A 21,802-nucleotide genomic window follows, 5' to 3' on the forward strand; every position below is an offset into this window, starting at 1 on the left:
CATCCAACAAACAAAATTCTTGGAAACACCCCATGCCTCTCCTCCTCACCGAAGAACAATCCATGCTGCGCGACAGCGCGCGCGGGCTGATCAACGACAAGGCGCCGGTGTCGCACCTGCGCAAGCTGCGCGACGTCAGAGACGAGACCGGCTTCTCCAGGGAGCTCTGGGCCACCTTCGCCGAGATGGGCTTTGCCGGCCTGCTCGTGCCGGAAGAGCACGGCGGCTCCGGCCTCGGCGCGGTCGAAGCCGGCGTCGTGATGGAGGAGATCGGCCGCACCTTGATGCCGTCGCCGTTTTTCGCCACTGCCGTGCTGTCAGCCTCGGCGCTCACCCGCGCCGGCTCGGCCGCCCAGAAGTCGGAGTATCTGCCGAAGATCGCCAGCGGCGCGCTGCTCGCCGCGCTGGCGTTGGACGAGGGTGCGAAACATCGTCCGCTGCACACAACGCTGCAGGCCGCGCGCTCCGGCAACGGCTTCAAGCTCAGCGGTGCCAAGGCGATGGTGGTCGACGGCCACGTCGCCGATCTCCTGCTCGTCGTCGGCCGCAGCGCCGGCGCGCCCGGCGAGCGCGATGGCCTCACGCTGTTCCTGGTCGATCCCAAGGCCAAGGGCGTGGTGATCGAACGCACCATCATGGTCGACGCGCACAACGCCGCGCGGGTCACGCTCGACAACGTCGAGGTGACCGCCGATCACGTGCTCGGCGAGGTCGATGGGGGCGCTGCCACGCTCAGCGCCGTGCTCGATCTCGGCCGCGGCGCGGTTGCCTCCGAGATGGTGGGACTGAGCGAGGAAGTGTTCGGCCGCACCGTTGCCTATCTCAAGGAGCGCAAGCAGTTCGGCAAGGCGATCGGCGAATTTCAGGCGCTGCAGCATCGTACCGCGCAGCTCTACATTGAGATCGAGATCACGCGCGCCGCCGTGCTGAAGGCGCTGCAGGCGCTCGATGCCGATCCTGCCGGCGCGCCGGCGGCCGTGGCGGTCGCCAAGGCGCGCGCCGGCACGACCGCGACCCGCGCCGTCCAGGAGGGCGTGCAGATGCATGGCGGCATGGGCATGACCGACCAGTTCGACATCGGCTTCTTCATGAAGCGCGCCCGCGTCTGCGAGGAGATGCTCGGCGACGCCAACTACCACGCGGCGCAATTGGCGCAGCTGAGGGGGTACTGAATAAGGCTGCGCTCGCGAGACGTCACTCTCTCCACAGGTACGGCCCAACTCGTGCCACACCCAGCGCCGTCGTCCCGGCGAACGCCGGGACCCATAACCACAGGATGACGTGGTGACCCGCGCTGGCAGCTTCAGCCTTCGCCAAATCCCGGACGGTGGCTATGGGTCCCGGCTCAAGGCCGGGACGACACCGATGTTGTTGGGACGATATCGGCCCTCATCGGCCATTTGCGTCCCCGCGATCTTCAACGTCGCGATCTCAGAGATCACTGACAAAGAGCGCGCCATCAACCGATGGCGCGCCCTCGTCGCATCAATGATGCATCGCCGACTTCGCCGGTGGCAGCAGCACCTTGTCGATGACGTGGATGACGCCGTTCGAGGCCATGACGTCGGCCTGCACCACATGCGCGTCGTTGACCTGCACGCCGAAGAAGGTGCCGTCGACGTCGACCTTCTGGCCCTGCGCCGTCTTCACGCTGAGCTTCTTGCCGGCGACGTCGCCGGCCTTCACCGCGCCGGGAATCACGTGGTACTTCAAGATCGCGGCGAGCTTGGCCTTGTTCCTCGGCTTGAGCAGATCCTCGACGGTGCCCGGCGGCAGCGCGGCGAACGCCGCGTCCGTCGGGGCGAACACGGTGAACGGGCCCTTGCTCTTCAGCACCGGCACGACGCCTGCGGCCTTGGCAGCGGCGACCAGCGTCTTGAACTGGCCCGCGCCGACAGCGGTGTCGACGATATCGGCGGCACGTGCCGCGGTTGCTGACATGGAGAGCGCGCCCAGCATCAACGCGCCGGCCACGAACGAACGGATTCCCAGCGTCATTCGAATTTTTCCCTGTGAACTGAACTAATGAGTTGGTTGATGCGCAAAAGGGATTTGCGGCCCCTGTTCGCCCTGTCCTCCAGGTCGCATCACCCCGACCGGATTGGTCAGGCTCGTTACGATCGCTGCGTTCGGATGGATTTGAGGATGAGTTCACGAACTCGTGAGCCGCCTCTGAGGCCTGCAGGGCAGTGCGTCCGAGAGCCATGAATCCGCGGGACTAATTGCTTTGCAGGAGCATCCGCATTGCCCGTCGTGCCATTTTGTCGCAACCCGACGGGCGTTGTGTCGTCGGGCAAATCAGCCGCACATTTACCGCCGTCACGGCCCGCAAGAGGGACGCTTCGCGATCGTTACGAAACGTGGGCCGGCGACGCGATGGACGCATCGGATCGCAGCGCGCGAGATCGCGCCGACGAACGATGACGATGCGGACGTAAAAGCGCGTGGTCCTGGCGCCCCGATGCTGGCGTCAAGTCGATGGGAGTGATCCCGAACGACGACGGTGGCTAACAGGCCGGACACCGGGGAGAGCGCGCCATAAGCGTTAACACCATCGCGCAGGGAAGGCCGGGTTGTCCCGGCTGAGCCTGTGGTTCTGCCGCCTGCATTTTTTTCGCAGGCGGACCGCAGGTGCCAGTCGGCACCTGGCCTTCCCTGCGCCCTCGATTTACGGAGGGTGGAGATTTGGCAAAGCTCGGGCGCGAGAGGCGTCGCGAGAAGGTTACGTCATGCTCCGTCATTGCGAGCGAAGCGAAGCAATCCAGAGTCTCTCTGACAATCCTGGATCGCTTCGTCGCGTTGCTCCTCGCGATGACGGCGAGGGGGAGCGGAAACCCCTACCTGATCGGCGGTGCGTATTGCACGCCGCCGGCGTTCCAGAGCTGGTTCATGCCGCGCGGGATCTTCAGCTTGGACTCGCTGCCGACATTGCGCTCATAGACCTCGCCGTAATTGCCGACGTGACGGATCACGCGCGCCGCCCAATCCTTCGTCAGCCCGAGGTCCTCGCCGTAGCTGCCCTCGTTGCCGACCAGCCGCATCACGTCCGGCTTCTTCGACTTCAGCGCCTCGTCGATGTTCTTGGAGGTGACGCCGAGCTCCTCGGCATTGATCATCGCGTACAGCGTCCACTTGACGATCATCATCCAGTCGTCGTCGCGCTGGCGCACCACGGGCGCGAGCGGCTCCTTGGAGATCAGGTCGGGCAGGATGTCGTGATCGGCGGGCTTCGACAGCGTCAGTCGCAGCGCGTAGAGCTGCGAGACGTCGGCAGTGAAGGTGTCGCACTTGCCGCTGTCATACGCCTTGATGACGTCGTCGAGCTTCGAAAACTTCACCTCCTCATACTTCATGTTGTTGGTGCGGAAATAGTCGCCGAGGTTGAGCGCGTTGGTGGTGGAATCCTGCACGCAGACCTTGCTGCCGTTGAGGTCGAGCGCCGTCTCCAGCTTGCGCGACCGCGGCACCATGAAGCCCTGGCCGTCGTAATAGGCGACTGCGGGGAAATACAGGTCGTAGTTCTGCTCGCGCGCCATCGACCAGGTGGTGTTGCGCGAGAGGATGTCGACCTTGCGGCTCTGCAACTCCTTGAAGCGCTCACTGGCGTCGAGCGGCACGAACTTCGCCTTCTTCGGATCGTCGAAGATCGCGGCGGCCACGGCGCGGCAGAAGTCGACGTCGAAGCCGCTCCAATTGCCCTTGTCATCGGGAATCGAGAAGCCGGGCAGGCCGGCATTGACGCCGCACAGCACCTCGCCGCGGCGGATGGTCCGCTTCAGCGTGCGGGTGTCGTACATCTCATAGGTGACGGCGAGCGCCGCGACGAGGACGGCGACGGCGAGCCCGATCAGCAGGCCGCCTCGGAAAGTGCGCATGGTCAATCTCTTTCAAAAAATGTCAGGACGAAGCGATGGCTGAATGTCGGGCGGCGGGCGCCGCCGTCACAGTTCCGGCTTCTGCCGCACCACGACCTTGGTGCCGACCGGCACGCGGTCGAACAGGTCGGCGACATCGGCATTCACCAGGCGGAAGCAGCCCGAGGAAATCTTGCTGCCGATCGTCCAAGGCTGGTTGGTGCCGTGGATGCGGTACACGGTGGTGCCCAGATACATCGCGCGCGCGCCCAAGGGGTTGCCGGGGCCGCCGGCCATGAAGCGCGGCAGATAGGGCTGGCGCTGGATCATCTCCGGCGGCGGCGTCCAATCCGGCCACTCGGCCTTCTTGGTGATCGACAGCAGCCCCTGCCACTGGAAGCCGTCACGGCCGACGCCGATGCCGTAGCGGATGGCACGTCCGCCCGGCTGCACGAGATAGAGGTGGCGTTCGGCGGTGGACACGATGATGGTGCCCGGCGGCTCGGTGGTGCGGAAATAGACCACCTGCTTGCGCCATTCGGGATCGAGCTCGTAGCCGTCATCGGCGACGAGGCCGGGCTGATCGCCGGGGTCCTCGGACTGGGCAAAACTATGCGATGTGGACAGTGCCAGCGCAATGATGGCGCTGGCCGCACACAGCAGGCGACGGAAACTCGGCATTCAAAGCTCTCCTCGACGGACCCCTGCGAAGCTTGCCCGATCAAATCCACCCGCCAAATTTCAGGAGCATATTCGCAGCAAAGTCAAGGTGAGCGCAGGGCGCACCCGCTGTCATCCGAGCTTCATCCAGAGCCGCAGCAGGAAGGCCACCGCGCCGACGGTCGCCACGCCGGCGAGCCACAGCGCAACGAACCAGGCGAGGCGCTTCGCGAGTGGGGCAGGCTGCTCGGAGGGCATCAATGATAGCCGCTGTCGTGCCCGACCTTGCCGCGAAACACCCAATAGGCCCAGCCGGTGTAGGCGAGGATCAGCGGCACCAGCACCAGCACGCCCGGCAGCATGATCAATTGGCTGCGTTCGGGTGCTGCCGCCTGCCAGATCGTGATGCTCTGCGGCACGACGTAGGGATACATGCTGATGCCGAGGCCGGCGTAGGACAGCAAGAACAGCGCGAGCGCGAGAAAGAACGGCCAGCCATCGCGCTTCTGGGCGAGGTTCTTCATCATCAGCACGGTGACGCCAATGACGGCGAGCGGCACCGGCGCGGTGAGAATGATCGCCGGCCACCTGAACCAGCGGTCCGAATATTGAATGGTGAGCAGCGGCGTCCACAGGCTGACGGCGGCAATGGCGAGCAGCATCGCGAACAGCAGGACCCAGCTGATGCGGTAGGCCTTGTCGCGCAGGTCGCCCTCGGTCTTGAGGATCAGCCAGGTGGCGCCGAGCAGCGCATAGCCGATCACGAGCGAGACGCCGGTGAGCAGGCTGAACGGCGTCAGCCAGTCCCACCAGCCGCCGGCATAGTTACGCCCCTCGACATGCACGCCCTGCAGGATGGCGCCGAGCGCGATGCCCTGCGCCAGTGTCGCGACCCAGGAGCCGCCGGCAAAGGCGATGTCCCACAGATTGCGCTGGGCGCGGGTGCGCCAGCGGAATTCGAAGGCGACGCCGCGGAAGATCAGGCCGACCAGCATCGCGATCAGCGGCGCATACAGCGCGGGCATCAGGATCGCATAAGCGAGCGGGAACGCGGCCATCAGGCCACCGCCGCCGAGCACCAGCCAGGTCTCGTTGCCGTCCCACACCGGCGCCACGGTGTTGGTGATGACGTCGCGGTCCTGCCTGCCGGGAAACAGCGGGAACAGGATGCCCAAGCCGAGATCGAAGCCGTCCATCACGACGTAGATGAACACGGCGAGCGCGATGATGAACGCCCAGAGGGTGGCGAGATCGACGGTGACGCTCATGATCCGACGGCTCCCTGCACGACACCGGCGGCCGGCGTGATGCCGGCGGTGCGGACCGGCTGCTCGCTGCTCGGGCCCGGCTCGCCGGGATGCGGCGGCTCAGCCATCAGGCGCAGGATGTACATCACGCCGGCGGCAAAGATGATGAAATACACGACGATGAAGGCGAGCAGCGACGTGCCGACGGCCGGGGCGGCGAGCGGCGACACGGAATCCGCGGTGCGCAGCAGCCCGTACACCGTGAACGGCTGGCGGCCGGTCTCGGTGGTGATCCAGCCGGCCATGACGGCGATGAACCCCGCCGGTCCCATCGCAATCGCGAAGCGGTGCAGGCCGCGGTTGATGTACAGCCGGCCGCGCCAGCGCTCCCACAGGCTGAACCCGCCGAGCGCCAACATCAGCAGGCCCAGGCCGACCATGATGCGGAACGACCAGAACGTGATCGGCACCGGCGGCCAGTCCTGCCGCGGCACGGTGTCGAGCCCGGCCATCGGAGCGTCGATCTGGTGCTTGAGGATCAGCGAGCCGAACTTGGGGATGCCGAGCGCCCATTTCAGCTCGCCCTTGGCCTGGTCGGGCCAGCCGAACAGGTACAGCGGCGCGCCGTCCTTGTGGCTCTCGAAATGGCCTTCCATGGCCATGATCTTCACCGGCTGGTGCTCGAGCGTGTTGAGCCCATGCTGATCGCCGACCAGGATCTGCAGCGGCGCCACCAGGGCGGCCATCCACATCGCCATCGAGAACATCACGCGCGGGCCCGGCAGGTGCGGATTGCGCAGCAGATGCCAGGCGCCGACGGCGCCGACCACGAGCGAGGTGGTCAGATAGGCCGCGAGCACCATGTGCACGAGGCGATAGGGGAAGGACGGGTTGAAGATGACTGCGAGCCAGTCGACCGAGACGAACTGGCCGTCGGCGTTGACGGCATAGCCGGCCGGCGTCTGCATCCAGGAGTTGGCCGAGAGGATCCAGAATGCCGAGATCAGCGTGCCCACTGCGACCATCAGGGTGGCGAGGAAATGCAGCTTCGGGCCGACGCGCTTCAGGCCGAACAGCATGACGCCGAGGAAGCCGGCCTCGAGGAAGAAGGCGGTCAGCACCTCATAGGCCATCAGCGGGCCGATCACCGGTCCGACCTTGTCGGAATAGACCGACCAGTTGGTGCCGAACTGGTAGGACATCACGATGCCGGAGACGACACCCATGGCAAACGCGATGGCGAAGATCTTGAGCCAGTAATTGAAGACGTTGAGATAGACGTCGCGTCCGGTCCACAGCCACAGCGCCTCGAGCACGGCGAGGTAGGACGCGAGCCCGATCGAGAAGGCGGGGAAGATGATGTGGAAGGTGACCGTGAAGGCGAACTGCGCGCGCGCCAGCTCAACCGCATCCAAACCGAACATCAGCACCGTCCGTCATTGCCACGGGGCTTGTAGCATCGCCCCATGACGGAAGATTGCACCGGCAACGCGCGATATCAAATGGTCAAATCGCCCTATTGGCGGCACGCGCTGTCCCAAACGACGAAGACCCGGCGGGGGCATCCGCCGGGTCTTCGGAGCAACCTTGGGAGGTGGGGTTAACCTTGAATTTGCTCGCTCCAACCGAGATCAGCTGGGGGACTGAGGCTCGGCTGATGCATAACGTTCTAGCGGCCGAAATTTTCCAGGTGATTTCGCCGATTGTTTCAATTGTTTCGTTCGGCGATTTTCTCGATGTCGTCACGGGAACCCGCCGGGACATCGGCCCCGACGAGAATGAACCGCGGTCAGGCGGCGAGGCTGTGCACGCCGGCGCCGCGCAGCAGTTCGGCGAGATGCTTGCGGGCATAGAACATGCGGGTCTTCACCGTGCTCTGCGGGATGCCGATGATCTGCCCGACTTCCTCGACCGACTTCTCATGGTAGTAGATCAGAGTGATGATCTCGCGATGCGCCGGCGACAGCTTGGCGACGCAGGCGCGCAGGATGGCGCTGGTCGTCGAACGCTCGAGCGACGTTTCCGGCGTGTCGGAGTCGTCGGCGATCTCGCGCACCTCATCCTGGTCGATGTCCTCGAAACGGCGCTGGCGCAGCGCGGTCAGCGCCTTGAAGCGGGCGATCGAAAGCAGCCAGGTCGAGACCTGCGAGCGGCCCTCGAACTGCTTGGCGGTGCGCCAGACGTCCAGGAACACCTGGCTGACGAGGTCCTCGGCGATCGTGGTGTCGCGGACGATGCGCAGGATGAAGCGATAGACCCGCACATTGTGGCGCGCATAAAGCGTGTGCATCGCGGTGCGATCGCCATCGGCAATGCTCTCCAGGAGCATGTCGTCCGTGGTCGCCTGGGCTGCGATGATGCCCTGGCTGGCTGCGGAATTGATGGCAACGACGTTCTGCATGGCACTCTCCCGTTCCGCCGCCCCCTTGCGGCGTTTCGACGGGATGGATTGTTAAGGAGCGCCCGTTTCGGGACGTCTGCACGAAAACAGGAAAATGGTTTCGTGCGCCTGCGGAAATGTTTCGTCGCGTCGCACATCGCGAAACAGACGTGGCGGAATTGTGCCTTATTCCAATTTACGGAACGATGTATGGGTGCAGAGGCCGCTTTCGCCGCCGCCGCGCGGCCTGTTTCAGGCCTTCTCGCCGGCCGGGGAGAACAGGTAGCCGCCGCCGCGAATGGTCCGGATCACGGCCGGTTTGGTCGGATCGGGCTCGATCTTGCGGCGGATCCGCATGATTCGCAGGTCCACGGCGCGGTCGAAGGCCTCGGCATCGCGGGCATTGGCGAGCTCCAGCAGCCGCTCGCGCGACAGCACCCGCTTCGGGTTGGCGGCGAACACTTTGAGCAGGCCGTACTCGGAAGCCGTCAGCGGATGCTCGTTGCCTTCGTCGTCGCGCAGCGCCTGGGCATCGAGATCCAGCCATTTGGTGCCGAACCGCACCAATTGCGGGTTTTTGGCCTGGGCCGGAGCGGTCTCCGTGACGGCCGCCGCAGCCTTGGCTGGACCGCTGCGGCGCAGCACGGAGCGGATCCGGGCCATCAATTCACGCAATTCGCACGGCTTGGCGACGTAATCGTCGGCCCCGAGCTCGAGCCCGACCACGCGGTCGATCGGGCTGGCGGTGGCCGTCAGCATGATCACGGGGATGTTGGTGCGGCCCTTGAGATCGCGGATGATCGACAGTCCGTCCTCTTCGGGCATGTTGAGGTCGAGCACGACGAGATCGGCCGGGCCGGTTTCGATGGCGCTGCGCAGGCTCTTGCCGCCATCGCACAAGGTCACGGTGAAGCCGTGCATCTTGAGGTAATCACCCACCATTTCGCGGGCGGGCGCCTCGTCGTCGACGATGATGATGTGCTGGCTCTGACTCATGACAATTCGGCCGCCGGCAGTGTGATGGTGAAGGTCGATCCGGATCCCGGCCCTTCGCTCCTGGCCGTCACCTCGCCACCATGCATGTCGACGATGCGTTTGACAATCGACAGGCCGAGCCCGGTCGAGCTCTCGCCCGCGGTCGGTTTGGCCGACAGCCGCTGGAACCGGCCGAACAGCCGGCCGAGATCCTCCGGCGAGAGGCCAGCGCCCTGGTCGGTGATGCCGATGATGGTGTTGTCGCCATCGTCCGAGGCATTCACGATGATCCTGCCGCCGATCGGGCTGTACTTGATGGCGTTGCTCAAGAGATTGTCGATCGCTTCGCGGATCCGGTCGATGTCGCACATCGTCGACAGCAGCGTCGGCGCCGACACCTCGATGACCTGCTGCTTGTTGAGGGCGAGCGGCTGGTTGGCCTCGACCACCTCGTGGATCAGGGCTGTGATGTCGACCGGCTCGCGGCGGATGGTGATGTCGAAGGCGTCGGCCATCGCATCCGAGATCAGATGGTCGACCATCGAGGTCAGCCGCTTGGCGGCATCACGGATATGTCCGACCTGGCTGGTGATGCCCTCGGCGGATGCACCGGTTGCGATCAACTCGGTCAGCATTTCCGTGCGGCCGAGAATGACGCCCAGCGGATTCTTCAGGTCATGGGCGACGGTGCCGAGAATCTCGTTCTTGAAGCCGTTGGCGCGCTGCAGCCGCAGCCATTGCGCCGACAGCCGCCGGTTGGCCTGCATCAGCGCGCGGGTGCGCTGGGCGACGCGGTCCTCGAGCTGGGTGTTGGCCTCATGCAGCTGCTGATAGAGGATCACGTTGTCGAAGGCGATCGACAGCCGGCTAGAGAAGATCTCGACCAGCGAGCGGTCGGTCTCGGACAGCGGCCGCTCCGCCTGCAGCAGCACCACGACCTCGCGCCCCGAGCCGGTGCGGACATAGAGCACGGTGCGATGGTCGGCGAATTCGTTGCTGCGCTGCCTGAAGGCGGCCTCGACCATGTCGCGCAGGTCGGGATCGAGCGAGCGCGAGGTGACGGCGCCGGAGAAGCGGCTGTAGCAGCCGGAGCCGGCCAGCACCGAGAAATCCTCGGTCTGGCTGCCGTCGTCGCGCAGCACCAGGATCCCGGCGCAATCGACGTTGAGCAGCGACGCGATCTGGGTCAGCACGCCCTCGGCCAGCCGCTGCATCGACTTGAAATCATACAGCGTCGAGGCGGCGTCGATGATGATCTCCAGGCCGCGCCTTGTCTGCACCATGCGCTCGAGCTGCTGGTAGCTGCGCAGCGCTGCCGTCAGCGAGGTGAACAGCTTGTCGGCGGTGAGCTCGGTCTTGGCCTTGTAGTCGTTGATGTCGTACTGGACGATGACGCGCCGCTCCGGCGCCTGGCCGGGCTGTCCGGTCCGCAGGATGATGCGGACGGTCTCGTTCTTGATCTCGTTGCGGATGTATTCGACGAGCTCGAGCCCGGCGACGTCGGTCTCCATGATGACGTCGAGCAGCACCGCTGCGACGTCGGTGTGCTCCCGCATCAGGGCGCGGCCCTCGGCCGCCGAATAGGCGGAGAGGATTTCCAGCCCCTGGCCGTTCAGGCTGTAGTCCGACAGCGCAAAGCGGGTGCCTTCGTGCACGGCATGGTCGTCGTCGATGACGGCGATCTTCCATTTCCGGGCCGAACGGTCGTCCTCGTCGAAACCGGTATCCTCGATCAGTTGGAGGACATCGTCCTGTTCGGCCATTGCGTCGTTCCGTCACCCATTGCTGTCTCGGCGCCGCCCTTGGCGACCCGCGGCATGATAATCCGAAAGGTGGTGCCTTGTCCCTCGCGGGATTCCAGCATCATGCGGCCGCCAAGCTGCTGCGTCACCAGATTGTAGACGATATGCAGCCCGAGCCCCGTTCCCCCTTCGTTGCGGCGTGTCGTGAAGAACGGATCGAAGGCCTGGCGCTGCACGTCGGGGGTCATGCCGGCCCCGTTATCGGCGAAAATGATCTCAATGTCATCCGCGCCGCGCGGCCGCGCCGTGATCGAGATGGTGCCCGCGCGGCCGTCGGCAAAGGCATGGTTGACGGCGTTGAGGAACAGGTTGGTGAGAATCTGACCGTAGAACCCGGGATAGCCGTCGATGAAGAGCCCTTCGGGGACGTCGACCGCCAGCGTGATCGGCGCGCGCTTGAGCACCGGCTTGAGGCTGGTGATGATCTGATCGGTCGCCTCGCTCAGGACGAAGGTCCGTCGCTCCGCATGGGAGCGGTCGACCGCGACCTGCTTGAACGACTGGATCAACTCGCCGGCGCGCTGCAGATTGGCGACCAGCTGCTCCGATGCATCGCGCGAGGTGCGCACGAACTCCTCCAGCTGCGACCGGCGCAGGCCGCCTTCGGGCGACCGCAGCGCCGCCTCGAACATCTCGACCCGGCGCGCGAAGCTGGAGGCCACCGTCAGGCTGATGCCGATCGGATTGTTCACCTCGTGGGCGACGCCGGCGACGAGCCCGCCCAGCGCCGCCAGCCGCTCGGCATCGATCAGGTTGCGCTGTGCGGCGCTCAGTTCGAGCAGCGCGCTCTCGGCCTCTTCCTTCGCGGCGCGGAGCTCGTCCTCGGTCTTGCGCTTGGCGATCGCGTTCTCGCGGAAGGTCTCGACGGCGCGGGCCATCGCGCCGACCTCGTCGCGCGCCTCGGTGCCTTGGACCTCGCGGTCGTAGTCGCCCAGCATGATCGCGCGCATCGAGGCCATGATCTGCTGCAGCGGCAGCCGGATCGACAAGGCGATCAGCACGCCGGCGGAGAGGATCACTCCCAGGAAGATCACCGCGATCGAGAGGACGCGGCGGGAGATGTCCTTCAACGTCCGATCGAACGTCGCCTGCGCCTTCTGCTCGTGCTGGCGCATCTTCACCGACAGGCCGTCGATGGCGCCGATGGTCTCGGCCTGGCTCGCATCGATGGTGTTGCGCAGCAGCTCGGTGCGGTTGGTGAGCTGATCGGTGAGCTTGGAGAATCCCGCGCGCAGTGCCGCGGTCCGGGCCGACAGCCGCTGCAGCGCCAGGCGCTGCAGATCATTGTCCGCAAGGCTCGACATCACCGGAATGGTCTTCTCGATCGTCTCCGTGTTGCGGCGCGCGTCGTCGGCGGAGGCGGGCGCGAGCGACAGATAGTAGGAATTGGCCGCGACCAGCATGGCGGTGAACGCCTCGCGCGATTTGCCGAGCGAGGGCCAGATCTGCGCGTCGCGATGGCCGGTCGCGCCTTCGATCACCGAATACAGCCCGGCGATGTCGCGCGCGGGGCCGAGAACCTCTTCCTCGTAGGTCTTGGAGATCGTCGCCTGCAGGCTGCGCAGCTCGCCGAAGCCGTCCAGAAAGCGCACGGTGACGCGCTCCAGCTCCTCGACCGACCCCGACAGCATCGGGTCGGTCGAGGCGCGCGTCGTCAGCGTCCCGAGCACGGCCTCGCGCAGCAGCAGGATCTCGGCGAACAGCTCCGGGCTCGGCTGATTGATGTAGCGATGGATGAGGTTATGCAGCCGGCTGGTCTCGCTTTCGAGCAGGGCCAGGACCTTGTCGGATTCGCGGACCTGGCGGACGTCGTCCCAGGCCGTGCCGAGCACCGTCGCGCCATTCCAGATCAGCGCCGCCAGAACGATGACGACCGCCGAGTTCAGCGCGGCGATCGAGAGGATGCGCCAGCGGATCGGAACCGCCCGCAGCGCGCGCACGATTCGTGCCCGCCCCAGGACCGCCAGGCTGAGCGGCCGCGCGACGGATTTCCGCTGCTCGGATCGCGCCACGATCGCTACCTCGGACCGGGCTTACGGAACCGGCCTGCGCGCGATCCGCCGCGGGCACCCGGATTTGTATGCTGCGGCGCATTTAACCGCGCCGCGGAGTACGGGAGGCGTAAAAGGGACGAGCGGTACCGCGCGCCCGCCTCAGCGCGCATCAGCACCGGCGTGACGTCCACTCTCGAGATCGACGAAAGATGGGCGCGGTACACAGGCAACACTTTCCCCTTGATGATGAGGTCGGCCCGGATGTGAAAAGGTTCAATGCTCTCCCGAACAGGTGCTATAAGTCCATTCTGACGTCAAAGCGATACGCGTCAATGGTTTGTTGATAGTTTGTTGCAGCTCTGGGTTGCTGGGCCCCATTTTCGGTCCGATTGCGATCTCAGCCCAGGCAGATTCATCCATGGAATTGGAGTTGGCTCCCGGTGACGGTCCTCTGGCGTTCTGTTCCGTCTGCAATCCTGCTCTGGACGGTTGTTTGTGCAAGCACGGCCCAGGCCGCGACCGAGATCGTGTGGTGGCATGCGATGTCGGGCGAGCTCGGCAGGCAGGTCGACAGGCTGGCCGCCAACTTCAATGCTTCGCAGTCCGACTATCGCATCGTGCCGAGCTACAAGGGCAGCTATACGGAGACCGTGACGGCGGCCATCTTCGCATTCCGCTCGCGCAGCCAGCCGGCGATCGTGCAGGTCAACGAGATCGCGACCGCGACGATGACGGCGGCCAAGGGCGCGATCTACCCGGTCTACGAGCTGATGCGCGACGAGCAGGAGAGCTTTTCGCCGTCGGCCTATCTGCCCGCCATCGCCGGCACCTATGCCGACGCCGACGGCAACATGCTGTCGTTTCCGTTCAACGCCTCCACGCCCATCCTCTACTACAACAAGGATCAGTTTCGCGCGGCCGGGCTCGATCCGGGCGCGGCGCCGAAGACCTGGCCCGAGCTCGGCAAGGCCGCCCGGCGGCTGCGCGACAATGGCGTTGCCTGCGGCTTCACGACGTCGTGGCCGGCCTGGATCAACGTGGAGAATTTCTCCGCCTTCCACAATCTGCCGATCGCCACGCGGGCCAACGGCTTTGCCGGACTGGACGCCGTGCTGACATTCAACAATCCACAGGTGATTCGGCACATCGCCCAGCTCGCGGAATGGCAGAAGAGCAAGGTCTTCGACTATGGCGGCCGCGGCCAGGCAGCCGAGCCGCGTTTCCAGAAGGGCGAGTGCGGCATCTTCATCGGCTCCTCGGCGACGCGCGCCGACATCAAGGCGAATTCGAAGTTCGAGGTCGGCTACGGCATGATGCCGTACTGGCCCGATATTGCGGGCGCGCCGCAGAATTCGATCATCGGCGGCGCGACGCTGTGGGTGCTCCGCGACCGTCCGGCGGCCGAGTATAAGGGCGTGGCCAAGTTCTTCGCCTATCTGTCGCGGCCCGATGTTCAGGCCGCCTGGCACCAGAATACGGGCTATCTGCCGATCACGCAGGCGGCCTTCGATCTGACACGCGCGCAGGGCTTCTACGACCGCAATCCAGGCGCGGCGATCTCGATCGAGCAGGTGACGCTCAATCCGCCCACGGAGAATTCGCGCGGCCTGCGGCTCGGCTCATTCGTGCTGATCCGTGATGCCATCGAGGACGAGATGGAGCTGGCCTTCAGCGGCCGCAAACCGGCGCAGACGGCGCTCGATGCCGCCGTCGAGCGCGGCAACCGTCTGCTGCGCCAGTTCGAGCGCGCGAGCCCGGATCGCTGATGACGGCGTTGCACGAGTGAGCCACTGATGGGCCGATTGCCGGACATCACTGCGGGCGCCGAGCTGCTTGGCCTTCGCGCTGATGTCGCGGCATGGCTGCCGGTGGCGCGCGATATCGTGCGCCACCACGGTTGCGAGCATCCGGGCCTCGCTCCCTTTGCAGCCGGCACCAACCTCGTCGCGGGAATCGGCGGCGAGCTGATCCTGAAACTGTTTCCTCCGTTCCATCGGCGCCAGTTTCTGTCCGAGCGGAGTACGCTGCGCGTGCTCGCCGGACGCTTGAAGCAGGTCGCCACGCCCGAGTTGCTGCACGAAGGCGACCGCGACGGCTGGACCTATCTGATCATGACGCGGCTCGACGGCATTCCGGCCGCTGAGGTCTGGCCCGGGCTCGACGAGCGCGGGAAGCAATCCTTGCTGAGAGACGTCGGAGAGCTGATTGCGGAGGTGCAGCTTGTGCCCCCTGGCGAACTGCTCGCGATCGGCCCGCGCTGGTCCGACTTCCTGCAAGGGCAGTTCGCAGGCTGCCGCGCCCGCCATCAGCGGCTCGGTATGCCCGAGGCGCTGCTGGCTGGCCTGGATGATCTCCTGCGCGACGCCGCCGCGCTGCTGCCTCCGGACCCACGGCCCGTCATCCTGACCGGCGAATACATTCCGGAGAACTTTCTCGTCTCTCGCCATGGTGACGACTGGCGCATCAGCGGTCTGTTCGATTTCGGCGACGTCATGGCCGGCTTCGGTGAATACGACCTGCTCGGGCCGAGCGCCTTCATGGCCGCGGGCCATCCGGACCGCGCGCGCGCGCTGTTCGCGGGATACGGATTTGCGCCGGCCGACGTCACCTGGCAGCTGAAGCGGCGGCTGCTGGTCTTGATGCTGCTGCATCAGGCCAGCGATCCTGTCCGGCACATCTGCATTCCCGATTGGCCCAGCAGGGTCCGCAACTTCGATCAGTTGCAGGCCCTGATCTGGCCGGACTGATGTTCCGGTGTCCCGCCTGCGTAAATCGGTCGCATGGCATATTGAGAGACTATAATTTGTGCAAATTCGCACTTATGTATGCAATTCTGCATGGAGGTGACGCGAGGTTTGAGGTCGTGAGACCCGCAATTTCAACGGCTTAGTCGATCGTGAGGCTTGGCACGAAGCTTGCGATCACCGTTCCCGCCGGTCGTATTCTGGTGGGAGCATTTGATGAAGCGTCGCGATTTTCTGAAATCCGTGTCCGGTCTGGCTGCGGGAGCCGCGCTGCCAATGGCGCCGGCGATCATGTCGTCCGCCAAGGCCGATGCGCGGTCCGAGACGCTGCTGATCGTGTCCGAAGGCGGTCCCAACAACCTCGACATCCACGGCGTCGGCACCAACGTGCCGGGTTATGAGGTCTCCTGGAACTGCTACGACCGCCTGATCAGCCACGAGATGAAGAGCGGTCCCGGCGGGGTGCCGTATTACGACCGCGACAAGTTCAAGCCCGAGCTGGCCGAGGACATGACCATCGGCGACATGTCCGCCACCTTCAAGCTCCGCAAGAACGCCAAATTCCACGACGGCACGCCGGTCACCGCCAAGGACGTGAAGTGGTCGCTCGATCGCGCCGTCAGCGTCGGCGGCTTTCCGACTTTCCAGATGAGCGCGGGCTCGCTGACCAAGCCGGAGCAGTTCGTCATCGTCGACGACCACACGGTGCGGGTCGATTTCCTGAAGAAGGATCGGCTGACGATCCCAGATCTCGCCGTCATCGTACCCTGCGTCGTGAACTCCGAACTGGTGAAGAAGAACGCCACCGACAAGGATCCGTGGGGGCTCGAATACACCAAGCAGCAGACCGCGGGCTCCGGCGCCTACAAGGTGACGAAGTGGACCGCCGGCACCGAAGTCATCATGGAGCGCAACGACGACTGGGTGTGCGGTCCGCTGCCGAAAATCAAGCGTGTGATCTGGCGCATGGTGCCGCAGGCGGGCAACCGGCGCGCGCTGCTCGAGCGCGGGGATGCCGACATCTCCTACGAGCTGCCGAACAAGGACTTCCAGGAGATGAAGTCGAACGGCAAGCACACCGTGATCTCGCTACCGATCTCCAACGGTATCCAATATATCGGCATGAACGTGACCAAGCCGCCGTTCGATAATCCCAGGGTTCGGCAGGCGCTCGCCTATGCAATGCCCTATCAGAAGATCATCGATGCCGTGATGTTCGGCCTTGCCAATCCGATGTTCGGTGCGCCAGCCGACAAGGCGACCGAGGTGGCGTGGCCGCAGCCGACCAAGTATTTCACCGACATGGAGAAGGCCAAGGCGTTGCTGGCGGAAGCCGGCTACGCCAACGGCTTCGAAACCACGATCTCCTTCGACCTCAATTTTGCGCAGGTCAACGAGCCTTTGTGCGTGCTCGTGCAGGAGAGCCTCGCCCAGCTCGGCATCAAGACCACGATCAACAAGGTACCCGGCGCCAACTGGCGTACCGAGCTGAACAAAAAGGAGATGCCGCTCTTCACCAACATCTTCTCGGGCTGGCTCGATTACCCCGAATATTTCTTCTACTGGTGCTATCACGGCAACAATTCCGTGTTCAACACGATGAGCTACAAGTCGCCGGTGATGGACAAGTTCATCGACGGCGCGCGTGACGCCGCCGCGGCCGGGGACAAGGCGACGTATGATGCCGATGTGAAGGGCTTCGTCGACCTCGCCTTCGCCGAGGTGCCGCGCATCCCGCTGTATCAGCCGTTCGTCAACGTCGCGATGCAGAAGAACATCTCAGGCTATCAGTACTGGTTCCACCGTCGGCTGGATTATCGCGCGCTGGTGAAGGGATGAGCTGCGTGAGCTGCCTTGGTTATGTGAGCCGAGCTCTCTCACTCCCTCCCCCCTTGTGGGGGAGGGGCGGGGAGGGGGGTAGCCCCACCCACCGCCGCCGCGGCTCACCCCCCACCCCAGCCCTCCCCCACAAGGGGGGAGGGAGCAGACTGCGTATTGCCGTGGGAGCGGTGGAAAATCCGGCGAGACCTTGGCCATGCTGATGCTCATCGCCAAGCGCCTCGCTTTCGCGATCCCTTCGCTGATCGGCGTCGTGATCGTTACCTTCCTGCTCACCCGCGCCTTGCCCGGCGATCCCGCCGCGTACTTTGCCGGACCTGCCGCCACCAAGGAGGCCGTCGAGCAGATCCGCAAGAAGCTCGGCTTCGACAAGCCGCTGATCGAGCAGTTCTTCCGCTACACCGTCGATCTCGCCCATGGCGACCTCGGCAGTTCGCTGACCACGGGCCAGCCGGTCGCCAGCGAGATCCGCAACCGCCTGCCGGCCTCGGCCGAGCTCACCTTGCTCGGTCTGTTGGTTTCGGTCGCGATCGCGCTGCCGCTCGGTGTGCTCGCGGCGACGCGGCCGGGGTCGTGGATCGACCATACCTGCCGTATCGTCACGACCGCGGGCGTCTCGCTGCCGGTGTTCTTCACCGGGCTGGTGCTGGTGTATGTGTTCTACTTCCGGCTCGGCTGGTCGCCGGCGCCGCTCGGCCGGCTCGACGTGTTTTATAGCGCGCCGGATCCCGTGACCGGCTTCTACCTCATCGATACGCTGATCGCGCGTGACGGTGAGGCGTTCCGCTCGGCGCTGAGCCAGTTGATCCTGCCCGCCGCGACGCTGGCGATCTTCTCGCTGGCGCCGATCGCGCGCATGACGCGCGCCTCGATGCTCTCGGTTCTGTCGTCGGAATTCGTGCGCACGGCGCGCGCCTCGGGGCTGTCGCCCTCGACCGTCACCGTGACCTACGCGTTCCGCAACGCCATGCTTCCGGTCATCACCACGCTGTCGATGGTGTTCTCCTTCCTGCTCGGCGCCAACGTACTCGTGGAGAAGGTGTTCGCCTGGCCCGGCATCGGCTCCTACGCGGTCGAGGCGCTGATCGCCTCCGACTTCGCGCCGGTGCAGGGTTTCGTATTGACGATGGCCGTCATGTACGTCGTCCTGAACCTCGTCATCGACATTCTCTATGGCGTCATCGATCCCCGTGTGAGGCTGGAAGGATGAGCACCGTCGCGCCGACCCTCGAGCCCGCTGTCTCCGCCCGCACCTCCGGTCTCATGGCCCTGATCGGGCACACGCGCTATGTGCTGGCCGAGAACAAGGTCACGGGCTTCGCCTTCGGGCTTCTGGTCGTGATCCTGTTTGCTGCGATCTTCGGCCCGTGGATCGTGCCGTATGATCCGTTGGCCAGCGACACGGCGTCGGCGCTGAAGCCGCCATCGGCGGCGCATTGGTTCGGCACCGATCAGCTCGGCCGCGACATCTTCAGCCGCGTCGTGGTCGCGACCCGGCTCGACACCTTCATCGCGGTCGCATCAGTGGCGCTGGTGTTCTTCATGGGCGGACTTGCCGGCGTCGCCGCCGGCTTCTTCGGCGGCTGGACCGATCGCATCGTCGGCCGCGTTGCCGATACGATCATGGCGTTCCCGCTGTTCGTGCTGGCGATGGGCATCGTCGCCGCGCTCGGCAACACCGTGCAGAACATCATCATCGCCACCGCGATCGTGAACTTCCCGCTCTATGCGCGCGTCGCGCGGGCCGAGGCCAATGTCCGCCGCAATGCCGGCTTCGTGCAGGCGGCGCGGCTGTCGGGCAACAGCGAGATGCGCATCCTGCTCGGCCACATCCTGCCGAACATCATGCCGATCATGATCGTGCAGATGTCGCTGACCATGGGCTACGCCATCCTCAATGCCGCCGGCCTGTCCTTCATCGGCCTTGGTGTGCGGCCGCCGACGGCGGAATGGGGCATCATGGTCGCAGAGGGTGCCTCGTTCATGGTGTCGGGCGAATGGTGGATCGCGCTGTTTCCGGGCCTTGCGCTGATGATCGCGGTGTTCTGCTTCAATCTGCTCGGCGATGGCCTGCGCGACATCGTCGATCCGCAGCGCAGGACGTAATGGGATGAGGGTGTCCCAACAAAACTCCGTCACTGCCGGGCTTGACCCGGCAATCCATCCCCTCAAGCGAGACTTCGTCGGTCTGATGGATGCGCGGGCCTTCGCCGCGCCGAAGGGGCTTCGGCCCCGCAGGCGGGTCAAGCCCGCGCATGACGATGGGAATACGCGGAGCCACACATGACCGCCCAGCCGCTGCTCGACGTTCGCGATCTCACGGTCGAATTCTCCACCCGGCGCGGCGTCGTCAAGGCGGTGCAGCATGTCGATATCTCCGTCGCCAAGGGCGAGACGCTCGCGATCGTCGGCGAGTCCGGCTCGGGCAAGTCGGTGACGTCGTATGCGGTGATGCGCATCCTCGATCGCGCCGGGCGCATTGCCGAGGGATCGGTGATGTTCTCCGGCGTCGACGTCAGGGCGGCCGAGGAAAGCGCGATGCGCGATCTGCGCGGGCGCGAGATCTCGATGATCTTTCAGAACCCGCGCGCGGCCCTCAACCCGATCCGCAAGGTGGGCCAGCAGATCGAGGACGTGCTGAAACAGCACGCCCAGGCGGCCGCAACCGATCGCGCCGAGAAGGCCATAGCTGCGCTCGAGCAGGTCAAGATCGCGCGCCCGCGCGAGCGCTACCACGCCTATCCGTTCGAATTGTCCGGCGGCATGTGCCAGCGCGTCGTCATCGCGCTGGCGCTGGCCTGCAACCCGCAGCTCCTGATCGCCGACGAGCCGACCACCGGCCTCGACGTCACCACGCAGAAGGCGGTGATGGACCTGGTCGTCGAGCTCACCAAGAGCCGGGGCATGTCGACGATCCTGATCACGCATGATCTCGGTCTCGCCGCGGCCTATTGCGATCGCGTGGTGGTGATGGAGAAGGGCCGGGTGGTCGAGACCGCTAAGGCCGCCGACATCTTCGCCAACCCGCAGCATCCCTACACGCGCAAGCTGATGCGCGCGACGCCGCGCCTCGGCGTGTCGCTGCGGGATCTGCTGCCGGAGGAGGAGGCGCTGGCGGCGCCTAATACTCTCTCCGTCATGGCCAGGCTTGACCCGGCCATCCATCCCACTTCGCAGGACTCGCTCCAGGCGATGGACCCCCGGGGCAAGCCCGGGGGTGACGAGCGGAGTGGGGAGGGCGAGCGGAGTGCGGGTAGCGTTCGGCCGCTCCTGCTCGTCGACAAGCTGGTCAAGGAATATCCGCGCCAGGGCGCTACCGCGACACTGTCAAAGCTGTTCGGACGGAGGCCGGCGGTCGAGCCGGAGGTGTTCCGCGCGGTCGACGGCATCAGCTTCACGGTCGGTCATGGCGAGAGCGTTGGCCTGGTCGGCGAATCCGGCTGCGGCAAATCGACCACGTCGATGATGGTGATGCGGCTGCTCGACCAGACGTCGGGCCGCATCAGCTTCGATGGTGAGGAGATCGGCAACATCCTGCCGCAGGCGTTTGCCCGGCTGCCGCTGCGCAGCCGGATCCAGATGGTGTTCCAGGATCCGACCGATAGCCTCAACCCGCGCTTCACCGCAGCGCGCGCCATCGCCGATCCAGTCCTGCAGCTCGGCGATATCAGGGGCCGCGACGCGCTTCGTGCGCGCTGCGAGGAGCTCGCGACCATGGTCGGTCTGCCGCTCAACCTGCTCGACCGCTTCCCGCATCAATTGTCCGGCGGCCAAAAGGCCCGCGTCGGCATCGCGCGCGCCATCGCACTGCACCCGAAGCTCGTCATCCTCGACGAGCCCACGGCGGCGCTCGACGTCTCCGTGCAGGCGGTCGTGCTCAATCTGCTGCAGGACCTCAAGCAGCAGTTAGGTATGAGCTATCTGTTCGTCTCCCATGATTTGAATGTCGTGCGGCTGTTGTGCGATCGTGTGATCGTGATGCGGTCGGGTCGAATCGTCGAGGAAGGCACCTCCGAACGTGTGCTAGGTGATCCGCAGGATGCCTATACGCGGGAGTTGTTGACGGCGATTCCGCACCCGCCATTGCCGGCGCATTGAGCGTGAAAGCTTGAAGGGAAAAGCTGATGGCGGAGCCATTGGACGACTACATCGACGCAGTCGGGCGTGCATTGGCCCTGCCGATCGAGGACGCGTGGCGCCCGGCGATCCGGGCCAATCTCGAGGTCTCGCTGAGGATGGCGAAGCTGGTCGACGAATTCTCCCTGCCCGACGAAGCCGAGCCTGCCAGTGTCTTCACCGCTTAGTTC

At 65.2% G+C, this 21,802-nt stretch carries 18 protein-coding genes; 8 read left to right on the top strand and 10 right to left on the bottom strand.

Going from position 1 to position 21,802, the window contains the following annotated elements; translation table 11 throughout:
- The first annotated feature begins 32 nt into the window (after positions 1 to 32).
- Entirely contained in the window at positions 33 to 1,172 is a 1,140-nt protein-coding gene (locus ACQR1D_RS03675; protein WP_434838139.1) for an acyl-CoA dehydrogenase family protein, read from the top strand.
- Between the two features lie 313 nt (positions 1,173 to 1,485).
- Here ACQR1D_RS03675 and ACQR1D_RS03680 read toward each other — a convergent pair whose 3' ends face one another.
- The 10 genes from ACQR1D_RS03680 to ACQR1D_RS03725 form a co-directional block, all read right to left on the bottom strand.
- Positions 1,486 to 1,941 carry a fasciclin domain-containing protein gene (locus ACQR1D_RS03680; RefSeq protein WP_434838212.1) on the bottom strand — a complete coding sequence of 152 codons (456 nt, stop codon included), beginning with the start codon at positions 1,939 to 1,941 and terminating at the stop codon, positions 1,486 to 1,488.
- Between the two features lie 896 nt (positions 1,942 to 2,837).
- On the bottom strand, positions 2,838 to 3,875 hold the full coding sequence (locus ACQR1D_RS03685) for an amino acid ABC transporter substrate-binding protein (protein WP_315801642.1): 1,038 nt from the start codon (positions 3,873 to 3,875) through the stop codon (positions 2,838 to 2,840).
- A gap of 66 nt (positions 3,876 to 3,941) precedes the next feature.
- Positions 3,942 to 4,535, bottom strand: coding sequence for a L,D-transpeptidase (locus ACQR1D_RS03690; RefSeq protein ID WP_315717095.1), 594 nt, complete (start codon positions 4,533 to 4,535; stop codon positions 3,942 to 3,944).
- Between the two features lie 111 nt (positions 4,536 to 4,646).
- Entirely contained in the window at positions 4,647 to 4,772 is a 126-nt protein-coding gene (locus tag ACQR1D_RS03695; RefSeq protein WP_315801641.1) for a DUF2474 family protein, read from the bottom strand.
- Positions 4,772 to 5,782, bottom strand: coding sequence for a cytochrome d ubiquinol oxidase subunit II (gene cydB, locus ACQR1D_RS03700; RefSeq protein WP_315801640.1), 1,011 nt, complete (start codon positions 5,780 to 5,782; stop codon positions 4,772 to 4,774). Before cydB ends, ACQR1D_RS03695 begins: the two co-directional genes overlap by 1 nt.
- Positions 5,779 to 7,185 (bottom strand): cytochrome ubiquinol oxidase subunit I, encoded by a 1,407-nt coding sequence (locus tag ACQR1D_RS03705; RefSeq protein WP_315801639.1) that lies wholly within the window; start codon positions 7,183 to 7,185, stop codon positions 5,779 to 5,781. The genes cydB and ACQR1D_RS03705 overlap by 4 nt, the downstream gene beginning before the upstream one ends.
- Positions 7,186 to 7,550: 365 nt before the next feature.
- Positions 7,551 to 8,162 carry a sigma-70 family RNA polymerase sigma factor gene (locus ACQR1D_RS03710; RefSeq protein ID WP_315801638.1) on the bottom strand — a complete coding sequence of 204 codons (612 nt, stop codon included), beginning with the start codon at positions 8,160 to 8,162 and terminating at the stop codon, positions 7,551 to 7,553.
- 231 nt (positions 8,163 to 8,393) lie between these two features.
- Entirely contained in the window at positions 8,394 to 9,137 is a 744-nt protein-coding gene (locus ACQR1D_RS03715; RefSeq protein ID WP_434891646.1) for a response regulator, read from the bottom strand.
- On the bottom strand, positions 9,134 to 10,879 hold the full coding sequence (locus ACQR1D_RS03720) for an ATP-binding response regulator (RefSeq protein WP_316182052.1): 1,746 nt from the start codon (positions 10,877 to 10,879) through the stop codon (positions 9,134 to 9,136). The genes ACQR1D_RS03715 and ACQR1D_RS03720 overlap by 4 nt, the downstream gene beginning before the upstream one ends.
- Positions 10,849 to 12,834 (bottom strand): sensor histidine kinase, encoded by a 1,986-nt coding sequence (locus ACQR1D_RS03725; protein ID WP_409997902.1) that lies wholly within the window; start codon positions 12,832 to 12,834, stop codon positions 10,849 to 10,851. Before ACQR1D_RS03725 ends, ACQR1D_RS03720 begins: the two co-directional genes overlap by 31 nt.
- 518 nt (positions 12,835 to 13,352) lie before the next feature.
- On the opposite strand from ACQR1D_RS03725, the gene ugpB reads away from it, so the two are divergent.
- The 7 genes from ugpB to ACQR1D_RS03760 all read left to right on the top strand — a co-directional run bounded on the left by ugpB (position 13,353) and on the right by ACQR1D_RS03760 (position 21,799).
- A complete protein-coding gene (gene ugpB / locus ACQR1D_RS03730; protein ID WP_434893802.1) occupies positions 13,353 to 14,678 on the top strand; it encodes a sn-glycerol-3-phosphate ABC transporter substrate-binding protein UgpB in 1,326 nt (441 codons plus the stop codon).
- Positions 14,679 to 14,705: 27 nt separating this feature from the next.
- Positions 14,706 to 15,659, top strand: coding sequence for an aminoglycoside phosphotransferase family protein (locus tag ACQR1D_RS03735; protein WP_434838137.1), 954 nt, complete (start codon positions 14,706 to 14,708; stop codon positions 15,657 to 15,659).
- A gap of 213 nt (positions 15,660 to 15,872) precedes the next feature.
- Positions 15,873 to 17,495: an ABC transporter substrate-binding protein gene (locus ACQR1D_RS03740; RefSeq protein ID WP_434838136.1), complete on the top strand. Its 1,623-nt coding sequence runs from the start codon at positions 15,873 to 15,875 to the stop codon at positions 17,493 to 17,495.
- Positions 17,496 to 17,691: 196 nt separating this feature from the next.
- A complete protein-coding gene (locus ACQR1D_RS03745) occupies positions 17,692 to 18,705 on the top strand; it encodes an ABC transporter permease (protein WP_434838135.1) in 1,014 nt (337 codons plus the stop codon).
- Positions 18,702 to 19,601, top strand: coding sequence for an ABC transporter permease (locus ACQR1D_RS03750; protein WP_316237369.1), 900 nt, complete (start codon positions 18,702 to 18,704; stop codon positions 19,599 to 19,601). Before ACQR1D_RS03745 ends, ACQR1D_RS03750 begins: the two co-directional genes overlap by 4 nt.
- A gap of 177 nt (positions 19,602 to 19,778) precedes the next feature.
- A complete protein-coding gene (locus tag ACQR1D_RS03755; protein ID WP_434838134.1) occupies positions 19,779 to 21,593 on the top strand; it encodes a dipeptide ABC transporter ATP-binding protein in 1,815 nt (604 codons plus the stop codon).
- Between the two features lie 26 nt (positions 21,594 to 21,619).
- Positions 21,620 to 21,799, top strand: coding sequence for a DUF4089 domain-containing protein (locus ACQR1D_RS03760; protein WP_315801629.1), 180 nt, complete (start codon positions 21,620 to 21,622; stop codon positions 21,797 to 21,799).
- The last annotated feature ends 3 nt before the right edge of the window (positions 21,800 to 21,802 follow it).

The organism is Bradyrhizobium sp. HKCCYLRH2047 (genome assembly GCF_051168175.1).
Classification (GTDB): Bacteria; Pseudomonadota; Alphaproteobacteria; order Rhizobiales; family Xanthobacteraceae; genus Bradyrhizobium.

Bases quoted from the DNA above. Each gene is read 5' to 3' on its own strand.
- ACQR1D_RS03710 (WP_315801638.1), bottom strand. From the start codon at position 8,162: ATGCAGAACGTCGTTGCCATCAATTCCGCAGCCAGCCAGGGCATCATC.
- ACQR1D_RS03715 (WP_434891646.1), bottom strand. From the start codon at position 9,137: ATGAGTCAGAGCCAGCACATCATCATCGTCGACGACGAGGCGCCCGCC.
- ACQR1D_RS03675 (WP_434838139.1), top strand. From the start codon at position 33: ATGCCTCTCCTCCTCACCGAAGAACAATCCATGCTGCGCGACAGCGCG.
- ACQR1D_RS03760 (WP_315801629.1), top strand. From the start codon at position 21,620: ATGGCGGAGCCATTGGACGACTACATCGACGCAGTCGGGCGTGCATTG.
- ACQR1D_RS03705 (WP_315801639.1), bottom strand. From the start codon at position 7,185: ATGTTCGGTTTGGATGCGGTTGAGCTGGCGCGCGCGCAGTTCGCCTTC.
- cydB (WP_315801640.1), bottom strand. From the start codon at position 5,782: ATGAGCGTCACCGTCGATCTCGCCACCCTCTGGGCGTTCATCATCGCG.
- ACQR1D_RS03720 (WP_316182052.1), bottom strand. From the start codon at position 10,879: ATGGCCGAACAGGACGATGTCCTCCAACTGATCGAGGATACCGGTTTC.
- ACQR1D_RS03680 (WP_434838212.1), bottom strand. From the start codon at position 1,941: ATGTCAGCAACCGCGGCACGTGCCGCCGATATCGTCGACACCGCTGTC.
- ACQR1D_RS03735 (WP_434838137.1), top strand. From the start codon at position 14,706: ATGGGCCGATTGCCGGACATCACTGCGGGCGCCGAGCTGCTTGGCCTT.
- ACQR1D_RS03695 (WP_315801641.1), bottom strand. From the start codon at position 4,772: ATGCCCTCCGAGCAGCCTGCCCCACTCGCGAAGCGCCTCGCCTGGTTC.
- ACQR1D_RS03755 (WP_434838134.1), top strand. From the start codon at position 19,779: ATGACCGCCCAGCCGCTGCTCGACGTTCGCGATCTCACGGTCGAATTC.
- ACQR1D_RS03745 (WP_434838135.1), top strand. From the start codon at position 17,692: ATGCTGATGCTCATCGCCAAGCGCCTCGCTTTCGCGATCCCTTCGCTG.
- ACQR1D_RS03690 (WP_315717095.1), bottom strand. From the start codon at position 4,535: ATGCCGAGTTTCCGTCGCCTGCTGTGTGCGGCCAGCGCCATCATTGCG.
- ACQR1D_RS03740 (WP_434838136.1), top strand. From the start codon at position 15,873: ATGAAGCGTCGCGATTTTCTGAAATCCGTGTCCGGTCTGGCTGCGGGA.
- ACQR1D_RS03750 (WP_316237369.1), top strand. From the start codon at position 18,702: ATGAGCACCGTCGCGCCGACCCTCGAGCCCGCTGTCTCCGCCCGCACC.
- ACQR1D_RS03685 (WP_315801642.1), bottom strand. From the start codon at position 3,875: ATGCGCACTTTCCGAGGCGGCCTGCTGATCGGGCTCGCCGTCGCCGTC.